Genomic DNA, 18,037 nt, shown 5'->3' on the forward strand with positions numbered 1-18,037 from the left:
GAGCGATCCCATTATGCTCCCGGGCGATTTGACGACATGGAAAGCCGAGGGATCAGAGACCTCGGACCTTGCGGCTGCCCGGGATTCGCACAGGTAGGAGCTGACGGCTTGCGCCCGTGGTCGATTCTGCGGAGCAAACTCTGGAGAGAGACATGGCCCTGCACTTTATGCGCGTCGAGACCCCGGTGCATGAACTTGAAATCTGGATGGCGTGCAGCGGCGGATTTTCGTTTGTCATCAGCAGCGAAAGCCGCACCGGTCCTGGCCTTCACGGAAAGCCGGGCCTGGTTGCCTCATGGCGACCCGTCGAAGAAAACAAGTCCGCAATCAAGCTTGGCGGCTCCCCCTTCAGTACCTTTGCCGAAGCCGAGAAGGCCTGCGAAGCGCTCCTGGAAGCGCTCGAACAGATGAGCGCGTCGCAAACGCCAACGGTTGCGGCCCCGCCGCAATGAAATGAAGAGGGACCTCGGCTTCGTCGGGGCATCGAATTCCGCGACGCCGGATTGCGCTGGCGTCTCACATCCCGCTCAAGCCGCTATCGACCGCGAGCGTCTGTGCGGTGACGTAGACGCTTTCATCCGACAGGAAGAACAGCACGGCATAGGCGATCTCCCAGGCCGTGGCCTGGCGGCCGAAGGGGACGTGGCCCTTGCCGCGCGAGGGGCGGCCGGCGCCGGCTTCGCGGCCGTTGGGGGTGTCGACGAGGCCGGGATAGACGAGATTGGCGCGGATGCCGCGGCGCGATCCGAGATGGGCGATGTTGCGCATCAGGCCGCCGAGCGCGGCTTTTGAAGAGTCATACACCGCCATCTGCGAGCCGGCTTTCAGCGCGGCGATCGAGGAAATGAAGACGATGGCGCCGCCATTGTCGAATTTCGGCATCGCCGCGCGGCAACAGAGCATGGGACCGCGAACGTTGACGTCGTAGATCTTGTTCCACTCCTCGGGGCTGACCGCATCGAGCCCAGTCTTGCCGAAGGTGCCGATGTTCAGCACCATGCCGTCGAGGCCGCCCATCGCGCGATGCGCCTCCTCGATCATGCGCTGAACGTCAGCCTCCGACGCCACGTCGGCAGTGATGGCAAAGCCCTCACCGCCCTCGTCGGTGATGTGCTTGACGGTCTGCCGTGCAGAGGTGTGGTTGAGGTCGGCCACCGCGACCTTCGCACCCTCGCGTGCGCACAAGATGCTCATCGCGCGGCCGTTGCCGATCGGGTCGGTGGCGGCGTCGAACACGCGCTGGCCGCCGCCGACGATCAGGATGCGGCGCCCTTTCAGGCGTCCCCTGCCCGGCGCCTCGCCCAGCGATTCCGGACTGGGGGGACGAACGTAGCGGTCCGGCTTGGTCTCGGAATTCTCAGACATGCCACCCGCCTACTTCTTGCCGCCGTCATAGACCTTCATGCCGGCCGCGGGATCGAGATCGGTTTCAGTCGCCTCGGTGAGGCGCGCCATCATCATGTAGAAACCGAGTGCGACGATGGATTCGACGATCTCCTGGTCGCTGAAATGCTTTCGCGCGGCAGCGAAGGTCGCCTCGGGAACGCGGACGTTCTCGACGATTTCGCGGCCGAATTTGAGAAGCACGCGCTCGGCCTCACTCAGCGCAGCAGAGTCGTATTCGGTGCGCTCCACCGCATCGACCTGGCCTTGCGTGCAGCCGACCCCGAGCGCGATCGGCACGTGCTGACGCCATTCATAGGCGCCGCCTTCGAGCTGGGCCGCCTGCAGGATCAAAAGCTCGCGGTTGACGGCGCTGAGCTTCTGCTTGTGCAGGATCGAATTGCCGAGCCGCATCGCCGGGATCATGTTGGCCTCGGCATGGGCCATCATGCGAAAGATGTTGAGCTTGACCGGCATGCGGTCGAACGAGGCGCGGATGTCGCCGCTCGTCGTCTCCGGATCAATCAGGGGCAGCCTTGCCACGCGTCTCTCCCTTGGGTTTTCGTTTCTTGTTGTCGCTTGTCCCGCCGTCCGCCGCGATCAGCGACAGGAAGAAGGCGAGATAGCGGTTGATCGCCTCGATCACCTTCGGCCGCGGCGAGGGTGCGGCGCCCATCACGTAATGTTCGAGGCGGATGTAGATGAGGCCGGCAGCGAACAGGCGCGCGGTCTCGCGCGGATCGGGCGTCGAGACCAGGCCGGCGAGTGCAAAGCCACGGAAGTAATCCGTCATCATGCTCTGCTCGCGCGCGTAAAAATGGTCGGCGAATTTGGCGCGGATGCCGGGCACGCGGTTACGCTCGGCGGTGATGACTTTCTGGAACTGGTGCTCGCGCGGGTCGGACCATTGCTCGACGAGATCGAGCGCGAACTGGCGGCAAAACGCTGCGGGCTGGCGCGCGAGTTGCTTGTAGCGCGGCTCTTCCAACCGGCTCGCCGAACTGGCCGGGCCGTGCTCGGCGACGATCGCTTCGAGGATCGCGGCCTTCCCGGAGAAGTGATTGTAAAGGCTGCTCTCGCGGATGCCGACGCGCCGTGCGAGTTCGCGCATCGAGGCGCCGCCATAGCCGCTATGAGCGAACAGATTGAGCGCTTCGGAGAGGATGCGCTCGCGGGTCGTGGGCGCAGCCGCTTCCGCCGCGCTGGAGGTGTGGACAGCCATACGGGTTGACTAACGAACGATCGTTCGCTAGTCAACCGTACGAACGATCGTTCGTTTCGCCAGTCTGGCGGCAACGGTCGCGGCCCGCAAGCTTACGGCGGGCGCTGTTCTCGCGTTTCAACTCCGCTCCAATGAGAGGCGGAGAGCAATTTGGGGAGACGACCTCATGGCGCGCTTTGCCCGCCTTCGCCTTCGTGCGGCCTGCATCCTGTTGCCGCTGCTCGCAGCCAGCGCCGTTCACGCCCAGAATGCAAAGTACGATCCCGGCGCCGACGACAAGACCATCAAGATCGGCACCACCGCGCCGCTGAGCGGCCCGGTCTCGGCCTTCGCGCAGATCGCGAAATCGGCGGAGGCCTATTTCCGCAAGGTGAACGACGAGGGCGGCGTCAACGGCCGACGCATCCAGATGATCATCGCGGACGACGCCTACAGCCCGCCGAAGACGGTGGAGCAGACCCGGCGACTGGTCGAAAGCGAGGAGGTGCTGCTGATCTTCGGCGGCGTCGGCACGCCGACCAACAGCGCCGTGCACAAATATCTCAACGACCGCAAGGTGCCGCAACTCTTCCTGGGCTCGGGCGCCGCGAAGTGGGACGATTCCAAGAACTTTCCGTGGACCGTCGGCTGGCAGCCGACCTATCGCGACGAGGCGATCGCCTACGCCAAATACATCAAGGCGAACCACGCCAATGCGAAGATCGGCGTGCTCTACCAGAACGACGATCTCGGCAAGGATTATCTGAAGGCGCTGGAGGAAGGGCTCGGCAGCGGCGAAGCGATTGTCGCGCGCGCGGCCTATGAAACCTCGGCACCGACCGTCGACACGCAAATCCTGCAACTGAAGACTACCGGCGCGGACGTCGTGCTGGTGGCGGCGACGCCGAAATTTGCAGCCCAGGCGATCCGCAAGATTGGCGAGATCGGCTGGAAGCCCGTCACCATCATCTCCAACGTCTCGGCCTCGATCAGCGGCGTGCTGGAGCCGGCCGGCAAGGACAATTCCACCGGCGTGATCTCAAGCCAGTATCTGAAGGACGCGACCGATCCGGCGTCGAAGGACGATGCCGGCTACAAGGAATGGCTGGCGTTCATGGACAAGTATCTGCCGGACGCCAACAAGAGCGATTGGCTCAACGTCTACGGCTACACCATCGCGCAGACGCTGGTGACGGTGCTGAAGGCCTCCGGCAACGACCTCACCCGCGCCAATGTGATGAAGCAGGCAACGACGCTCAGGGACGTCAAGCTGCCGATGCTGATCAACGGCACCGCGGTGAACAACTCGCCCGAACATTACACGCCGATGACGAGCCTTCAGCTCATCCGCTTCGACGGCACGCGCTGGGTGCCGTTCGGCGACCTTCTGAAGAACTAGAGCATGCGGCAGGTCAAAATCGGCAGCATGCGGGTCGATCTCGTCAGCGAGATCCCTTCGCTCGCGTTCGACAAGACCTGGCTGTTCGCCAACGTCACCGACAAGGTGATCGCGGAGAATCGGAGCTGGCTCGATCATCGCTATATCGAGCCGGAGACCGGCCGCTTCATTCTCAGCCATCACTCGTATCTCGTACGCACGGCGCGATGGACCGCCATCGTCGATACCTGCTGCGGCAACCACAAGAAGCGGCCGCGCGTGCCGGTGTGGGACAACCTCAACCGGCCTTATCTCGAGAACATGCAGGCGCTGGGCGTCAGGCCCGAAGAGGTCGACTTCGTGATGTGCACGCATCTGCATGTCGACCACGTCGGCTGGAATACGCGCCTCGTGGACGGCCGCTGGGTGCCGACCTTCCCCAATGCACGCTATCTGATGGGCCGCGAGGAGTACCGCCATTTCGAGGCCGCGCACAACGCTGCGCCGCGGAGCCCGGTGAACCATGGCTCGTTCGAGGACTCCGTGCTGCCGGTGGTCGCGGCCGGCCTTGCCGAGTTCGTCGAGACCGATCATCGGCTGTTTGACGATCGTGATGCCGCCCTGCGCTTCGCGCCGGCACCGGGCCATACCGCCGGCAACATGCAGATCCACCTCAATGGCGGCCAGGATCACGCGGTGATGTCGGGCGATGTCATCCATCATCCGATCCAGTGCGCGGCGCCGTGGCTGTCGAATGCCGCCGATGTCGATCCGGCCGCGGCAGTCGCGACACGGATGGCGTTGCTCGAAGAGCTCGCGGACACGCCGAGCTATCTGCTCACCGGCCATTTTCCGGCGCCGACCGCCGGGCGCGTGATCCGGCATGGCGAGGCCTACAGATTTCGTTTCGAGGATTAGGGGGAAACCATCATGAAGCTGCGCATCATCACCCTGCCATTGCTCGCATTGCTGTCGGCGGCGCTGCCGGTACGCGCCGAGGATCCTGCCGCCTACCCCACCCACAAGATCAAAATGCTTCTGCCCTATGCGGCCGGCGGCGGCGGCGATGTGATCGGCCGGCTGCTCGCCGACAAGATGGGCAAGACGCTGGGGCAGAGCGTCTATATCGAGAACCACACGGGTGCTGCCGGCACACTCGGCACGCAGATGGTCGCAACGTCTCCGAACGACGGCTACACCATCACCGTCGGCGGCATGACCACGCATGTGCTGGCGCCGGCGATCTATCCAAAGCTCCCCTACGATTCGATCAAGGATTTTACGACGATCGGACGCATCGGGACGTCCTCGATCATGCTGGTGGCGACCAGGGACTTTGCCGCCAATGATATCAAGGGCCTGATTGCGCTGGCCAAGAAGGGCGAGCCGATCCAGTACGGCAGCTGGGGCATCGGCTCGACCGGGCAATTCTGCGCGGAAATCCTGATGCAGCAGACCGGCATCAAGATGGAGCACGTGCCGTTCAACGGCATCGCAAAGCTCGCCGGCGACCTGCTCGGCGGCCACATCTCGCTGGCGACACTCGACATGGCGACCGCGACGCCGCTGGTGAAGGACGGCTCGATCAAGGCGCTGGCCGCCTGCGGCGAGCGCTCGCCGAGCCTGCCTGACGTCGCGACCTACAAGGAGCAGGGCGTGCCGTTCGACCGCAGCCTGTCCTGGGCGATGTATGCGCCGGCGGGTCTCGCGCCGCCGATCGCACAGAAATTGTCGGTGGCGTTGAAGGACGCGCTCGGCGACGCCGAGGTGAAGGAGAAGCTCTTGGGGCTCGGCATCACGCCGCAATTCGTGCCGGGCGACGAGCAGCGCGACATCAACGCGCGCGACATCGCGGCCTGGAAGCAGGTTGCCAAGGATGCGGGGATCGAAGTCAAGTGAACAGGGCAAGAAGAGGAGCGCGGGCATGAGCCGCATCTTCGGCGCGGTGCGCCAGAACGGATATGTGGTGCGGGACATCCAGGCCGCGATGAAGCACTGGATCGAGGTGATGGGCGTCGGCCCCTGGTACTACATGGACCGCGTCAAGACCGACTGGTTCCGCCATCGCGGCCAAAACTCCGCGGTCGAGATGAGCATTGCGCTGGCCAATTCCGGCGATCTCCAGATCGAGCTGATCCAGCAGCGCAACGACGCGCCCTCGCTGTACAAGGAGTTTTTGGACGCCGGCCATGAGGGCCTGCAGCACATGTCCTACTGGAGCCACGACTACCAGGCGCTCTACGACAAGGCGATCGGGCTCGGTTACAAGATCGGCCATGAGGGCCAGATCGGCGGCGACAAGGGACGCTTCGCCTATTTCGACACGCAGGCCCACCCGGGCACGATTATCGAGATCTCCGACATCAGCGGCACCAAGGGGCCGTTCTTCGAGAAGGTCCGGCAGGCAGCCATGACCTGGGACGGGACGCGGGCGATCCGCGAGGTCGGCGGAGCGAAATCTTAGCATCCGATCGCCGGATTGCGCCCGGAAGAGGCTGCTGGTGTAGTGAGACCACATCCATGGTAGCATGAAGCCCGTGTCCGAACCTTCAGCGAGGCAAGCATGTCCGATACTGATAAGGTTTTTGCCGGCTCGATTCCGAAAATCTACGACGAGTATCTCGTCCCGCTGATCTTTGCCCACTACGCCGCCGACATCGCGAAGCGTATCGCGGCTATTTCCCCGTCGACGATACTGGAAACCGCGGCAGGTACCGGCGCCGTTACGCGGGCCGTGACCGCGGCGCTGCCTCCCGGCATCCGTTACGTCGCGACCGATCTCAACGAGCCGATGCTCGCGATCGCGGCGCAGCGCCAGGGTGAGGACCCGCGCATGACATGGCGTCAGGCGGATGCCACCGCCCTGCCCTTTGACGAAGCCGCGTTCGACGCGGTCTGCTGCCAGTTCGGCGTCATGTTCTTTCCCGACCGCATCAAAGGCTTTGCCGAAGCAAAGCGGGTGTTGCGACCGGAAGGCACGTTCGTATTCAACGTCTGGGACCGCATCGAGGAGAACGTGTTCGCTGATGACGCCACCGCCGCGCTCGGAAAAATGTTTCCCGATGATCCGCCCCGTTTCATGGTGCGGACGCCGCATGGCTATCACGACAAGGCTATTATCAGAGCCGACCTGGAACAAGCGGGCTTCCGTCACATCTCGATCGAAACGCTTGCTGCGGTGAGCCGCGCGCCCACGCCCGAATATGTGGCGTTCGCATACTGCCAGGGAACACCGCTTCGAAACGAGATCGAGGCCAGGGATGCGAGCAAGCTTCAGGCTGCGACCGACCTCGTCGCCGAGGCGCTCCGATCGCGCCATGGGTCCGGAGCGGTCGAAGGCAAGATCCAGGCGATCGTGATCGAGGCTCGGTAGTAGGTGCCGCCCCTTACCGCAGGTTTGCGCGAAGCTCGCGCACGCCGCGTCCGAGCCGTTCCCGCAAGAGCGTCCGGAGCGTCGCGCCGTCCTCATACCCGACCTCAGCGGCGATCGCATCGACGTCGAGACCGCTGCCATGCAACAGCGACTGCGCGCGCTCGACTCGCAGATCCTGAAAGTAGGAGAGCGGAGACTTACCGAGCACCGACTCGCACCGGCGCTGCAAGGTGCGTGCGCTCGTCGCGAGCGCACTGGCGGCCTCCTGCAGCGAAAACCCTTGCTTGAGATGTTCGCGCGCCCAGCGCTCGAAACGCTGGATGAGTGGATCGGCCTGCGCGAGGTGATTGGGAATGATGAAGGGCGCCTGCAGGCTGCGCAGGTCGGCGAGAAGATAGCGCGACACGACGGCCGCGAGCTCGGGGCTCGCCTGGCGTATGAACCACAGCGCGAGATCGAGATGCCCCATCGCAGCGCCCGCCGTGACGACGCGGTCCGATGTCACCAGCATGCGTGTCTCATCGAGACGAACATTGGGGTAGCGTTGGCGAAACAAGGGTGACAGCCACCACGTGGTGGTCGCGTCCCGTCCATCGAGCAGCCCCGCCTCCGCCAGCACGAAGGTACCGATGCAGGACGCGGCGATGCGCGCGCCCTCGGCGTACCAGGACTGGAGCTGTTTCACCGCCTCTCTGACATCGCGCCGGTCGAGCGCCGGAATCAGCTGTTCCGGCCGGCTCGTATTCAACGCCGGCACGATGACCCAGTCCGGCTTCGGATCGGACGTTACCGATTTGACGGGGATCGCGAAGCCCTGCCCGGATCGGACCTTCTTCCGCATGCCGACAATTGAGACATCGAAATGGGGCGCTCCGCCCGTTTGAGCGGCTGCGAAATTGTTGGCGATCGTGAACGCGTCGAGCGTCACGGTCAGCCCGGTGTCCCAAAATCCCTCCAGGGCGAGCAATTGAATGCGCATGGCAGAAACGCCCTCAAAGTTGTCGTTTACGACAATACCGTTCGAACGGAAGCAAGCCTAGCTTGCGAGGCAACGGTAACCGGAACGAAGGCCTTCATCGCGATCGATAGATAAGGGCAATCATCTGAACCAACAACGCTATTCCAGATGCTCGCTCAAGAAATAGATGGCGTAAACGCCTCTAAAAATGGCGTTTCTGCCAACGTTGCTTGAGGTCCCTGATCCGATGCCGTCCACTGACAAGCAGCAATCCAAAGGAGCCCACATGAAAGTCATCGCCATCGGTAACATCGGCAAGGCACCGACACCCGAGCAGCGGCAGCAGATCATGCCGAGGGAAGTGCCGGCCACGCTCAAGCTGTATCTCGACGGGAAGATCGAACAGTTCTGGTTTCGCCAGGACAAGCCCGGCGTGGTCTTCCTGATGAACGTCGAGTCCCTCGAACAGGCCAAGGCGACCGTCGAGGCATTGCCGCTCGTCACCGACGGCTTCGCCACCTACGAGTTGATGCAAGTCGGTCCGCTCGCGCCGCTGGGCATGCTCATGCAGGGCAAGTGACCGCGCGTCGGACCGACCCGCTTCCATCAACCTTCCGAACCGGTCCGCATCGCCGCCGCTCCACGGCGGCGATGCAACGTGCGGCAATCGCTGCCGGCGAAGCATAACCAAATGAAGAGCGTAAACCTCGTAACATGGAGGATTTCAAATGAAGCTTACACGCGCTGCCGGTCTCCTGGCATTCGCCCTGTGCCTGACCTCCGCCGTCCCCGGACGCGCGCAGTCACCCACGCCACCGACACCGACCACCCGAATTCTCGCGATCGGCACGGTAAACCCCGGCGCCGATGTCGCCGCTGCGCGCGCCGTCCTGCCGATGGAAGTGCGCGAGACGGTGAAGCTCTATCTCGATGGCAAAATCGACCAGTGGTACTCGCTGCAAAATCGTGCCGGCGTCGCGTTCATCCTGAACGTCACGGATATCGCGGCCGCTCATGACATGCTCGAAAAGCTGCCCCTGGGGCAAGCTCATCTCATGAGCTTCGAGCTGATCCCGCTTGGCCCGCTCAATCCGCTTCGGCAGTTGCAGGGCATGTCGACGGGTCCACAGTAGACAGCCGGGATGTCCGTCGTCGGCGCCGCTGCGGTCGCCGACGACAGATATCTTCAGCTCAGGCGATGACGCGGCCCAGCGCGCCGCGTCCTACCAGAAGCCCCGCTGCATCGGCTGCGCCGGCTGATAATACTGATACTGGCCCTGGCCGCGGCGGCGCGGATTGACGGGCTGCGGGTTCGGCTGCTGCTGGAAGAAGAAGCCGAAGCCGTTGCCGCCATTGCCCCAGCTGTCATCGCTTGCCATTTCCATCGGCGGCGGCGCGGTCGGCTTGCGGGTGATGAAGCCGCCCTGCGGGTGATTGCTCAGCACCGCGACGAACTCGGTGCGGTAGTTGGTCTCGGCGCTCAGCGGCTCGTCGGAGATGATGATCGACGATCGCGGCAATGCCGTCGGCCCGATGCGATCCCAGACGTCCTGCGGGATGGTGATGCGGTCGAGCGCGTCCTTGGCGTCGTCGCCGTTCTCGATCGTGACCACGCTCCAGCGCAGGCCGGTATCGGTCTTCGCCATCGCGGTGAAGATGTGGGTGCCGAGCGGCTGGTCGGGATTGCGGATCGTGACGGGTACCTCGATGCTGGTGTCGAACACTTCGCCGCCGCCATCCGGCGCCGGCTTGTGCGTGTTCCGCCGCACGTAGAGCTTCTGCGTCGCGCGGCTGATGTAAACGGACACCGGCTCGAGGGCGAGCTTGGCGTCGGTCGCGGCCGTCACGGCATCGGCCTTCCTGGTTGCCGCGACCTTTGCGGCCTCCTTGGTGGCGGCAACGGCGTCGCGCTTCGGCTGTGCGGCGGCCTTGGCGGCATCGAGCGCCGACGCAGCGTCGGCGGCCTTGGTCGCAACCTTCGGCTTCAGCTCCTCGGCCTGGGCCCGCGCCTGATCGGTCTTGGCAGTCGCGATCTTCTTGTCGGCGAAAGCGAGCTCGGCGTCGGCCTTGGCCTTCTGCTGTTCCAGCTTGCGCAGCGACGCGGGAAGCGACGCGGCCTCCTTGGCGGCCGCAGCCGCAGCCTTCTTGGCCTCGGCGGCAGCCTGGATCGCCTCCTCGGCTTCAGCGGAGAGCTTGTCGGCCCGGTTCGGCACCGCCGCGATGGCCTCGCGCTTCGGTACGAACAGCGAGGGATGAGTGAAATCGATTGGGGCCGCGTCGTTCGGCGAGATGATCACGCGCATGCCGATGTTGGTCTTGTCGAACAGGCCCTCGGCAAAGCCAAAGGGCATCCGCACGCAGCCGTGCGAAGCGGCATAGCCCGGCAGCGGCCCGCCATGCAGCGCGATGCCGTTCCAGGTGATGCGCTGCATGTTGGGCATCCAGGCATCGTCATACATGGTCGAGCGGTGGTCCTTGTCCTTCTCGACGATGGCGAAGACGCCGGCCGGCGTCTCGCGCCCGGTGGTGCCGGTCGACACCGGCGCGCGCAGGATCCAGCCGTCGGAATCGTAGAAAGTGACCTGCTGGCTCTTGATCGACACGATCGCCATGATCGGCTCGCCGGCCTCGCGCGGCGCCACCGCCTCGGCCGGCTGGCGGGCCTGCTTGGCCGCCTCGGCGCTTCCGCTCAGCGCCGTCAGGGCAACGGCCGTTGCGAGCGCAACAAGTCCGGGGGGCCGCCAACGCCGCATCGCCGTGGTGGATTGCGCCGTCGTCATCAGGTCTTTCATGCCATTCCCCGGTCCAGTACCAGTCCGCGCTTTACGTCGATCACGTCAGATTGCGATCTTTGGATTAAGAATTCGCAGCCACCTTGCGTTCCGTATCCGGCAATATTCGGACAGGTTCGGCGGCAAATCTCTCATATACGAGGGCTCGCGCAGGCGGAAGGTGGCCTGGGGCCGGGGCTGGCCCGGGGCTGGTCACGAATCGCTGCGGCACAATGTCCGGCTAGTGGGTTCGGCGCCCGATCAGCCGTGTCATTGCAGCGCCGAACAGGCCGAACAGCGCATACACCATGAGCGGCAGAGCGTGCGCGGCAGCCTGCCCGACCGGTTCGTGCTCCACGATTAGCAGGACCGCGAACACGGTCAGGCTCAGGAGGACGCAGATGAGGGCGGCGGCAAGACCCAGCTTGCGCAGAACGAAAGCAAAGTCGGTGGCGGTCATGACCCTATCCGGGCAAAGATGAACAGACCTACGCTAGACCCGCCCGAGACCGCAGGATGTGACCGTCATCACAGAGATGAGGTTCCCGAACGCCGGCCGGCTCAGGACGCGACCCCGACCGCCTTGCTGTTGACCGCGGCCTGGATTTCCGCATCGCTCAGGCCCGCCTCGCGCAACACCTCGCGTGAGTGCTCGCCGAGGCGCGGCGCCATGCGATGGATGCCGGCCGGGCTTTCCGAGAATTTCGTCGCGGGCCGCGCCTGCCGGATCCGGCCTTCGGTCGGATGATCGATATCCGCAAACAGTGCGACGGCGGCGAGATGCGGCTGCTCGCCGATCTCGGTGAGCCTGGCGAAGGCGGTGTGCGGCACGTCCAGCCGCAGCAGCAATTCCTCCCACTCCGCAGTGGTGCGGGTCGTCCCGATCTCGCTCATGCGGTCATAGACCTTGTCGATGTTCTGGGAACGAAGCACGGGATCGCGCACTCCGAGCTCCTCGATCAGCTCGGGGCGGCCGACAGCCTCGAAGAAGGCGCACCAATTGTCTCCCGAGTAAGGCAGCATCGTCAGCCAGCCGTCCTTGGTCTGCACCGGGCGCCGGTTCTTCATCCGCTTGTAGCCGGTCGGGCCGATCGGCGGGTTGAACGCGTGCCCGCCCAGCATCTCGATACTGTTGAAGCCGGCGATGGTTTCCAGCATGGGGACTTCGACCATCTGGCCCTGCCCGCTGCGCTCGCGCCGGAACAAGGCCGCGGACACCGCGCCGACCATCGCCATCGCGCAGATCTTGTCGCCGATCAGGCTCGGGACGAATTCCGGCTCCTCGTCCGATCCGATCGATGACGCAAGGCCTGAAGCCGCCTGGATGATCTCATCGAAGGCGGGGCGCGCTGCCCACGGCCCGTCCTGGCCGAAGCCGGTCGCCGCGGCATAGATCAGCCGCGGATTGAGCTTTGCGCAGGCCTCGTAGCCGAAGCCGAGCCGCGCCATCGCGGCGGGGCGCACATTGGTGACGAGCGCATCGACCGTCGGGATCAGTCGCGCCAGCGCCGCCTTGCCGTCCGGATGCTTCAGGTCGAGCGCGAGGCTGCGCTTGTTGCGGTTGACGGCCATGAACTGGCCGCTCATGCCGCGGTTCCGGAACACGCCGGTGTAGCGCCAGGTATCGCCCGCGGGCGGCTCGACCTTGATGACATCGGCGCCCCAGTCGCCGAGCATCTGCGCGGCGTAGGGGCCGAACAGCACGCTCGTCAGATCGAGAACGCGGATACCGCTGAGGGGGCCGGTCGGTGTCATCGTCGTTTCACTGTCGTTGGAGGATGCAACTATGGGACAGGACAGGCGGGCCTGGCTGGTGCCAGCCCGCCCGTCACACTGCGTCGATCCTATTCGCCGATCACGTCGCCGAACAGCTCCCAGGACTTGCCGTTGAAGCGCGCCATCTGCAACTGTCGGATCGGCGTCACCTGCTCGGCCGAGGTGTTGAGCTTGATGCCCGGCAGCAGCATCGGCAGCTCGACGTCCTTGAAGGATTGCGTCTGCTTCATCAAATTGGCGCGCGTGAGATCGTTGCCGGCGCGCTGCAGCACCAGCTCCATGATCTGCGCCATGGTGTAGCCGGTGACGTTGAAGACGTCGGCCGGATCGGCGCCCGAATTGTACGTCTTCATCCACTCGCGCCAGGCTTTCATGCCGGAATCATTCTCCCAGCGCGGATCACCGGGATCCTTCTGGAAAGCACCGGTGACGATGCCGACGGAATTGTCGAGCCCGGCCGGCACCAGCACGGAGCCGACCGAGTTGGAAACGGCGGGAAGGATGATTTGCGGCTTCCAGCCGAGCTCGGCGATTTTCTTGATGGCCTGCGCCGCGAATTTCGGCGTGCACTCGTTGAAAACAACGTCGGCGCCGGCCGCCTTGAACTTGACGATCTGGGAGTCGACGGTCGGATCCGATGTCTCGTAGGTGGCCTCGGACACGATCTGGTTGACGTGCTCCCCTAACCCTTCCTTGAAGCCGGCGAGATAGTCGCGCCCGGGATCTTCGTTCGGCGTGATGACGGCGATTTTGGCATTCGGCTTGTTCGCAAGAATCCACTTCGCATAGATGCGGCCTTCGGTCCGGTAGGTCGGCTGCGAACCGGTGGTCCAGGGAAAATGCTGCGGATCATTCCAGCGGCTGGCGCCGCTCGACGGGAACAGCTGCGGGATCTTCTTGGCATTGAGGTATTTCTGCGCGGCGATGTTGGGACCGGTGCCGAGCATCGAGAACATCGCCAGCACCTCGTCGCTCTCGGCGAGGCGGCGAACCTGCTCGACCGTCTTCGACGGCGAATAACCGTCGTCCATGCTGAGCAGCTCGACCTTGCGGCCGTTGATGCCGCCCTTGGCGTTGAGCATCTTGAAATAGGCGATCTCGGCGCGGCCAATCGCGGAATAGGCGGAGGCCGGTCCCGAATAGGGCATGGTCTGCCCGAGCTTGATCGACGTGTCGGTCGCGCCGGTGTCGTAATTTCCGGCCGTCGCCGCCGAAGCGGCGCCAAGCGCCGCAAGCAGAGCAACGACTCCACGGACCAGTTGTCTTCCCGGCATGCTCGGCATCTCCTTCCCAGGCAGGACGCATCGACGCGCGAGCTCACAGGCCGCCGCCGGCGCCCTCCACTTTCTTCTTGGTTATCATCGGCCGCATCGTTTGCGATGCCGGCGAGTGCGACGATACAAGGATTATGAAGCGGGAGATGTAGCGAAGAATTCAGATGCGTATGCGCAGCTTGCAGCCGTTCTATTTTACGCGCACGTCACACGACAATGTGAGCGTCAGACTTCGAGCCACGCGTCAGACTTCGAGCCATTCCTGGCGCACGGCGGCATTGGCCTTGAGCTCGTCCGGCGTCCCCTCGAACACGACGCGGCCGTGGCCCATGATGTAGACGCGCTTGGAGATGCGCATCGCGATGGAGAGCTTCTGCTCGACGAGCAGGATTGCGACCCCGGCCTGCGCGATGCGCGCGATGAGATCTCCGACCTGCTGCACGATCAGCGGAGCCAGACCTTCGGTCGGCTCGTCGATCATGATCAGGTCCGGATCGCCCATCAGCGTCCGGCAGGTGGTGAGCATCTGCTTCTCGCCGCCGGACAGCACGCCCGCGGCGGTATCGGCGCGCGCGGCGAGATTGGGGAACATGTCGAGCATGTCCTGGAGCCGCCATTTGCCGGGGCGGCGCGTGTCCTTGACGCCAAGCAGGAGATTTTGGCGAACCGTCAGGCTCGGGAAGATATCGCGATGCTCAGGGACATAGCCGAGGCCGAGGCGCGCGATCTTGTAGCTGGGAAGGCCGGCAATGTCCTTGCCCTTGAAGCGGATCGTGCCCTGCGGCGCGACCTCGCCCATGATCGCCTTGACCGTGGTGGAGCGGCCGACACCGTTGCGGCCGAGCAGGCTCACGACCTCGCCCGCGGCGACATCGAGGTCGACGCCCTGGAGGATGTGGCTCTTGCCGTAATAGGCGTGGAGATCCCTGACCTCGAGCATCAGTGCGCTTCCTCGCCGAGATAGGCTTCCTTGACCTTCGGATCGCGCCGGATCTCTTCCGGCGTGCCCGATGCGATGATGTGGCCGTAGACCAGCACGGAGATGCGGTCGGCAAGGCCGAACACGACGCTCATGTCGTGCTCGACGATGACCAGGGTCTTGCCCTCGGTCAGCCGCCGGATCAGCGACACCGCGCGGTCGGTTTCGGCGTGGCTCATGCCGGCGGTCGGCTCGTCGAGCATGACGACCGTGGCCCCGCTCGCGATGGTGATGCCGATCTCGAGCTCGCGCTGCTCGGCGTAGGTCAGAAGCCCCGCCGGAACATCGCGCCGATGCGTGAGATGGATGTCGTCCAGGATCTGGGCCGTGCGCTCGCGCACTTCCGGCAGGCTGTCGACGTTCTTCCAGAAGGCGTAGCGATGCCCCGTCGCCCACAGCACGGCACAGCGGACGTTCTCCCAGACCGACATGCGCGCGAACACGTTGGTGACCTGGAACGAGCGCGACAGGCCGCGCCGGTTGATCTCGAACGGCTGCAGGCCGGAGATCACATCGCCGTTCAGCTTCACCTCGCCCGAGGTCGGCTTGATGTGGCCGCTGATCAGATTGAACGTCGTGGATTTTCCGGCGCCGTTCGGACCGATGACGGCATGACGCTCGCCTTTCGCGACGCTGAGGTTGAGGTCGCGGATGATGCCGACATTGCCGAAGCGCTTTTCGACGGCGCGGACTTCGATGGCTGCTGCGCTCATGCCAGATACCCCCGGTCACGGGCGACCGTCGCAGCCCTGTCCCACGCGTCCGCGATCCTCCGCCAGGTCAGTCGCGCGACGAACGCACCGCCGACCACGAGAACTGCCGCGACAATCCACGTCACCGGGGATTTCGCGTTGAACGGAATGCCGAACAGGTTGATCGGGTCGCCGCCGGAATAGCGCGCGACCGTCTCGATGGTGAGGATGACGCCGCAGGCGAGCGCAAGGGTCGGCACAACAGCGACGAGGTAGGACGGGATCACCGTCCACAGCGTTCCGGCGCGAACCAGCGGCCGGTGCATCATCAACAGGCCGGCGATGCCGCCCGGCGCGAACATCACGATGCCGATGAAGATGATGCCGAAATAGAGCTGCCACACGCTTGTGACGCTGGTCAGACCGAGTTGCAGATAGGTCACCAGGATCGCGCCGAGGATCGGCCCGAAGAAATAGGCCGTGCCGCCGATGAAGGTGGAGAACAGCACGAGGCCGGACTGGATCGCGCCGAGATAGGCGGAGTTCGCGATCTCGAAATTGATCGCGGCGAGCCCGCCGGCGACGCCGGCGAAGAACCCCGCGAAGCAGAAGGCGAGATAGCGGACGACGTGAGGATCGTAGCCGATGAACTGGACGCGCTCGGGATTGTCGCGGACCGCGTTGCTGATCCGCCCGAGCGGCGTCCGCGTCAGCGCGTACATCGCAATCGCCGACAGCACCAGCCAGAACGCGATGAGGTAATAGACCTGAAGCTGCGGCCCGAACGACCAGCCGAACATCTTGGGCAGCGCCGTGCGATCCGTGGTGATGCCGGCTTCGCCGCCGAACACCGAGCGCAGGATCAGCGAGGACGACGCCACCAATTCGCCGATGCCGAGCGAGATCATCGCGAACACGGTGCCGGCGCGCTTGGTCATGACCCAGCCGATGATGATCGCGAAGACGAGACCGCCGATCCCGCCGAACAGCGGAATGAACGGCAGCGGGATTGGCCAGCCGTGCGACACCACCGCATTCATCATGTGGCAGGCCGCGAAGCCGCCGAGGCCGTAGTGCACGGCGTGACCGAATGACAGCAGGCCGGTCTGGCCGAGCAGGATGTTGTAGGAGAGCGCGAAGACGATCGCGATGCCGATCAGGCTGAAGGACGTCAGCGAGCCGCCGGAGGAGAAGATCACCGGCAGGACGATCAGCGCGGCGATGCCGATCAGCCAGACGCCGTAGAAGCGCAGGGCGTCGCCGGCGGGCTTCGATGTCGAAATCGGTTTGGCGGTCATGACTCGCGCGTCCCCATCAGGCCCATGGGGCGAACGATCAGAATGAGCACCAGCAGCATATAGGGTACGATCGGCGCGACCTGCGCGATCGTGACGTTCCAGATGTCGGTGAGGACCGATGGTCCCGTCGACGGATCGAGCGGTCCGAACGCACTCGCCAGCGAGCCGTTCAGCGCCACCGCAAAGGTCTGCACCAGTCCGATGACGAGCGAGGCGATGAAAGCGCCGGGCAAGGACCCGAGGCCACCGAACACGATGACGACGAACAGGATGGGCCCGAGTGCTGCGGCCATGTCCGACTGCGTCACCAGGGCCGGACCGGCAATGACGCCGGCAATGCCGGCGAGCGCGCTGCCGACGCCGAACACCACCATGAACACGCGCCCGACATTGTGGCCGAGATGCCCGACCATATGCGGATGCGTCAGCGCCGCCTGCACGATCAGGCCGACGCGGGTGCGCTTGAGAACGATCAGGAGCGCCACGAAGATCACGACCGACACGGCCAGCATGAAGATCTTGTAGGCGGGATAGTTGGTCGAGAAGATCGTGAAGGCCGGGAAGTCGAGCAGCGCCGGCACGCGATAGTCGACCGGGCTCTTGCCCCAGATCATCGACACGATTTCTTCGATCGCAAAAGCGAGACCGAACGTCAGCAGCAATTCCGCGACATGGCCGTGCTTGTGGGTGTTGCGCAGGCCGTAGCGCTCCACCGCCATGCCGATGGCGCCGACCAGCAGCGGCGCCAGCACCAGCGCCGGCCAGAAGCCGATCCACTTGGTGAGCTGGAAGCCGAAGAAGGCGCCGAGCATGTAGAAGCTGGCATGCGCGAAATTGAGCACGCCCATCATGCTGAAGATGACGGTCAGCCCGCTCGACAGCAGGAAGAGCAGCATGCCGAACAGCACGCCGTTCAAGGTCGAAATGACAATGAGTTCAAGCACAGCGCACTCG

General features: G+C 64.5%; 20 protein-coding genes. 8 read left to right on the plus strand and 12 right to left on the minus strand.

Going from position 1 to position 18,037, the window contains the following annotated elements:
* Positions 1 to 152 precede the first annotated feature (152 nt).
* Complete coding sequence (locus BJ6T_RS36535; RefSeq protein ID WP_014497620.1) at positions 153 to 452, plus strand: hypothetical protein; 300 nt, start codon at positions 153 to 155, stop codon at positions 450 to 452.
* A 64-nt stretch (positions 453 to 516) separates the two neighbouring features.
* Here BJ6T_RS36535 and BJ6T_RS36540 read toward each other — a convergent pair whose 3' ends face one another.
* The 3 genes from BJ6T_RS36540 to BJ6T_RS36550 are packed head-to-tail and all read right to left on the minus strand — an operon-like array spanning position 517 to position 2,605.
* A complete protein-coding gene (locus BJ6T_RS36540; RefSeq protein WP_014497621.1) occupies positions 517 to 1,365 on the minus strand; it encodes an SDR family NAD(P)-dependent oxidoreductase in 849 nt (282 codons plus the stop codon).
* 9 nt (positions 1,366 to 1,374) lie between these two features.
* Positions 1,375 to 1,926, minus strand: coding sequence for a carboxymuconolactone decarboxylase family protein (locus BJ6T_RS36545; RefSeq protein WP_014497622.1), 552 nt, complete (start codon positions 1,924 to 1,926; stop codon positions 1,375 to 1,377).
* Positions 1,904 to 2,605, minus strand: a complete 702-nt coding sequence (locus tag BJ6T_RS36550; protein ID WP_014497623.1) for a TetR/AcrR family transcriptional regulator — start codon at positions 2,603 to 2,605, stop codon at positions 1,904 to 1,906. The genes BJ6T_RS36545 and BJ6T_RS36550 overlap by 23 nt, the downstream gene beginning before the upstream one ends.
* A 166-nt stretch (positions 2,606 to 2,771) precedes the next feature.
* On the opposite strand from BJ6T_RS36550, the gene BJ6T_RS36555 reads away from it, so the two are divergent.
* The 5 genes from BJ6T_RS36555 (at position 2,772) to BJ6T_RS36575 (ending at position 7,335) form a co-directional block, all read left to right on the plus strand.
* Positions 2,772 to 3,983 (plus strand): ABC transporter substrate-binding protein, encoded by a 1,212-nt coding sequence (locus tag BJ6T_RS36555; protein WP_014497624.1) that lies wholly within the window; start codon positions 2,772 to 2,774, stop codon positions 3,981 to 3,983.
* A gap of 3 nt (positions 3,984 to 3,986) precedes the next feature.
* On the plus strand, positions 3,987 to 4,880 hold the full coding sequence (locus BJ6T_RS36560; protein WP_014497625.1) for an MBL fold metallo-hydrolase: 894 nt from the start codon (positions 3,987 to 3,989) through the stop codon (positions 4,878 to 4,880).
* A gap of 12 nt (positions 4,881 to 4,892) precedes the next feature.
* Positions 4,893 to 5,861 (plus strand): Bug family tripartite tricarboxylate transporter substrate binding protein, encoded by a 969-nt coding sequence (locus tag BJ6T_RS36565; protein WP_014497626.1) that lies wholly within the window; start codon positions 4,893 to 4,895, stop codon positions 5,859 to 5,861.
* A 25-nt stretch (positions 5,862 to 5,886) separates the two neighbouring features.
* Complete coding sequence (locus tag BJ6T_RS36570; RefSeq protein WP_014497627.1) at positions 5,887 to 6,426, plus strand: VOC family protein; 540 nt, start codon at positions 5,887 to 5,889, stop codon at positions 6,424 to 6,426.
* A 99-nt stretch (positions 6,427 to 6,525) separates the two neighbouring features.
* The gene (locus BJ6T_RS36575; protein WP_014497628.1) at positions 6,526 to 7,335 is read left to right on the plus strand and encodes a class I SAM-dependent methyltransferase; all 810 of its coding nucleotides are present in this window, start codon (positions 6,526 to 6,528) and stop codon (positions 7,333 to 7,335) included.
* Between the two features lie 13 nt (positions 7,336 to 7,348).
* Here the strand turns inward: BJ6T_RS36575 and BJ6T_RS36580 are convergent, their stop codons facing one another.
* Complete coding sequence (locus tag BJ6T_RS36580; RefSeq protein ID WP_014497629.1) at positions 7,349 to 8,314, minus strand: GlxA family transcriptional regulator; 966 nt, start codon at positions 8,312 to 8,314, stop codon at positions 7,349 to 7,351.
* A 265-nt stretch (positions 8,315 to 8,579) separates the two neighbouring features.
* On the opposite strand from BJ6T_RS36580, the gene BJ6T_RS36585 reads away from it, so the two are divergent.
* Together BJ6T_RS36585 and BJ6T_RS36590 are read left to right on the plus strand one after the other, a co-directional pair.
* Positions 8,580 to 8,873, plus strand: a complete 294-nt coding sequence (locus BJ6T_RS36585) for a hypothetical protein (RefSeq protein ID WP_014497630.1) — start codon at positions 8,580 to 8,582, stop codon at positions 8,871 to 8,873.
* A gap of 148 nt (positions 8,874 to 9,021) precedes the next feature.
* Entirely contained in the window at positions 9,022 to 9,426 is a 405-nt protein-coding gene (locus BJ6T_RS36590) for a hypothetical protein (protein ID WP_014497631.1), read from the plus strand.
* Between the two features lie 90 nt (positions 9,427 to 9,516).
* Here the strand turns inward: BJ6T_RS36590 and BJ6T_RS36595 are convergent, their stop codons facing one another.
* The 8 genes from BJ6T_RS36595 to BJ6T_RS36630 form a co-directional block, all read right to left on the minus strand.
* Positions 9,517 to 11,085, minus strand: coding sequence for a L,D-transpeptidase (locus BJ6T_RS36595; RefSeq protein WP_014497632.1), 1,569 nt, complete (start codon positions 11,083 to 11,085; stop codon positions 9,517 to 9,519).
* Between the two features lie 220 nt (positions 11,086 to 11,305).
* Entirely contained in the window at positions 11,306 to 11,524 is a 219-nt protein-coding gene (locus BJ6T_RS36600; protein ID WP_014497633.1) for a hypothetical protein, read from the minus strand.
* Between the two features lie 101 nt (positions 11,525 to 11,625).
* Positions 11,626 to 12,819: a CaiB/BaiF CoA transferase family protein gene (locus tag BJ6T_RS36605; protein WP_014497634.1), complete on the minus strand. Its 1,194-nt coding sequence runs from the start codon at positions 12,817 to 12,819 to the stop codon at positions 11,626 to 11,628.
* An 89-nt stretch (positions 12,820 to 12,908) separates the two neighbouring features.
* Positions 12,909 to 14,123, minus strand: coding sequence for an ABC transporter substrate-binding protein (locus BJ6T_RS36610; RefSeq protein ID WP_043900301.1), 1,215 nt, complete (start codon positions 14,121 to 14,123; stop codon positions 12,909 to 12,911).
* Positions 14,124 to 14,358: 235 nt separating this feature from the next.
* Positions 14,359 to 15,054, minus strand: coding sequence for an ABC transporter ATP-binding protein (locus BJ6T_RS36615; RefSeq protein ID WP_014497636.1), 696 nt, complete (start codon positions 15,052 to 15,054; stop codon positions 14,359 to 14,361).
* Entirely contained in the window at positions 15,054 to 15,806 is a 753-nt protein-coding gene (locus BJ6T_RS36620) for an ABC transporter ATP-binding protein (protein WP_014497637.1), read from the minus strand. Before BJ6T_RS36620 ends, BJ6T_RS36615 begins: the two co-directional genes overlap by 1 nt.
* The gene (locus BJ6T_RS36625; RefSeq protein WP_014497638.1) at positions 15,803 to 17,083 is read right to left on the minus strand and encodes a branched-chain amino acid ABC transporter permease; all 1,281 of its coding nucleotides are present in this window, start codon (positions 17,081 to 17,083) and stop codon (positions 15,803 to 15,805) included. The genes BJ6T_RS36620 and BJ6T_RS36625 overlap by 4 nt, the downstream gene beginning before the upstream one ends.
* The gene (locus BJ6T_RS36630) at positions 17,080 to 18,027 is read right to left on the minus strand and encodes a branched-chain amino acid ABC transporter permease (protein WP_014497639.1); all 948 of its coding nucleotides are present in this window, start codon (positions 18,025 to 18,027) and stop codon (positions 17,080 to 17,082) included. The genes BJ6T_RS36625 and BJ6T_RS36630 overlap by 4 nt, the downstream gene beginning before the upstream one ends.
* Between the last annotated feature and the right edge of the window lie 10 nt (positions 18,028 to 18,037).

It is taken from the genome of Bradyrhizobium japonicum USDA 6 (genome assembly GCF_000284375.1).
GTDB lineage: Bacteria > Pseudomonadota > Alphaproteobacteria > Rhizobiales > Xanthobacteraceae > Bradyrhizobium > Bradyrhizobium japonicum.

What these genes read in the sequence shown, in the direction of transcription:
- BJ6T_RS36535 (WP_014497620.1), top strand. Translation starts at nt 153, where the DNA reads ATGGCCCTGCACTTTATGCGCGTCGAGACCCCGGTGCATGAACTTGAA.
- BJ6T_RS36540 (WP_014497621.1), bottom strand. Translation starts at nt 1,365, where the DNA reads ATGTCTGAGAATTCCGAGACCAAGCCGGACCGCTACGTTCGTCCCCCC.
- BJ6T_RS36550 (WP_014497623.1), bottom strand. Translation starts at nt 2,605, where the DNA reads ATGGCTGTCCACACCTCCAGCGCGGCGGAAGCGGCTGCGCCCACGACC.
- BJ6T_RS36555 (WP_014497624.1), top strand. Translation starts at nt 2,772, where the DNA reads ATGGCGCGCTTTGCCCGCCTTCGCCTTCGTGCGGCCTGCATCCTGTTG.
- BJ6T_RS36560 (WP_014497625.1), top strand. Translation starts at nt 3,987, where the DNA reads ATGCGGCAGGTCAAAATCGGCAGCATGCGGGTCGATCTCGTCAGCGAG.
- BJ6T_RS36565 (WP_014497626.1), top strand. Translation starts at nt 4,893, where the DNA reads ATGAAGCTGCGCATCATCACCCTGCCATTGCTCGCATTGCTGTCGGCG.
- BJ6T_RS36570 (WP_014497627.1), top strand. Translation starts at nt 5,887, where the DNA reads ATGAGCCGCATCTTCGGCGCGGTGCGCCAGAACGGATATGTGGTGCGG.
- BJ6T_RS36575 (WP_014497628.1), top strand. Translation starts at nt 6,526, where the DNA reads ATGTCCGATACTGATAAGGTTTTTGCCGGCTCGATTCCGAAAATCTAC.
- BJ6T_RS36580 (WP_014497629.1), bottom strand. Translation starts at nt 8,314, where the DNA reads ATGCGCATTCAATTGCTCGCCCTGGAGGGATTTTGGGACACCGGGCTG.
- BJ6T_RS36585 (WP_014497630.1), top strand. Translation starts at nt 8,580, where the DNA reads ATGAAAGTCATCGCCATCGGTAACATCGGCAAGGCACCGACACCCGAG.
- BJ6T_RS36590 (WP_014497631.1), top strand. Translation starts at nt 9,022, where the DNA reads ATGAAGCTTACACGCGCTGCCGGTCTCCTGGCATTCGCCCTGTGCCTG.
- BJ6T_RS36595 (WP_014497632.1), bottom strand. Translation starts at nt 11,085, where the DNA reads ATGAAAGACCTGATGACGACGGCGCAATCCACCACGGCGATGCGGCGT.
- BJ6T_RS36600 (WP_014497633.1), bottom strand. Translation starts at nt 11,524, where the DNA reads ATGACCGCCACCGACTTTGCTTTCGTTCTGCGCAAGCTGGGTCTTGCC.
- BJ6T_RS36605 (WP_014497634.1), bottom strand. Translation starts at nt 12,819, where the DNA reads ATGACACCGACCGGCCCCCTCAGCGGTATCCGCGTTCTCGATCTGACG.
- BJ6T_RS36610 (WP_043900301.1), bottom strand. Translation starts at nt 14,123, where the DNA reads ATGCCGAGCATGCCGGGAAGACAACTGGTCCGTGGAGTCGTTGCTCTG.
- BJ6T_RS36615 (WP_014497636.1), bottom strand. Translation starts at nt 15,054, where the DNA reads ATGCTCGAGGTCAGGGATCTCCACGCCTATTACGGCAAGAGCCACATC.
- BJ6T_RS36620 (WP_014497637.1), bottom strand. Translation starts at nt 15,806, where the DNA reads ATGAGCGCAGCAGCCATCGAAGTCCGCGCCGTCGAAAAGCGCTTCGGC.
- BJ6T_RS36625 (WP_014497638.1), bottom strand. Translation starts at nt 17,083, where the DNA reads ATGACCGCCAAACCGATTTCGACATCGAAGCCCGCCGGCGACGCCCTG.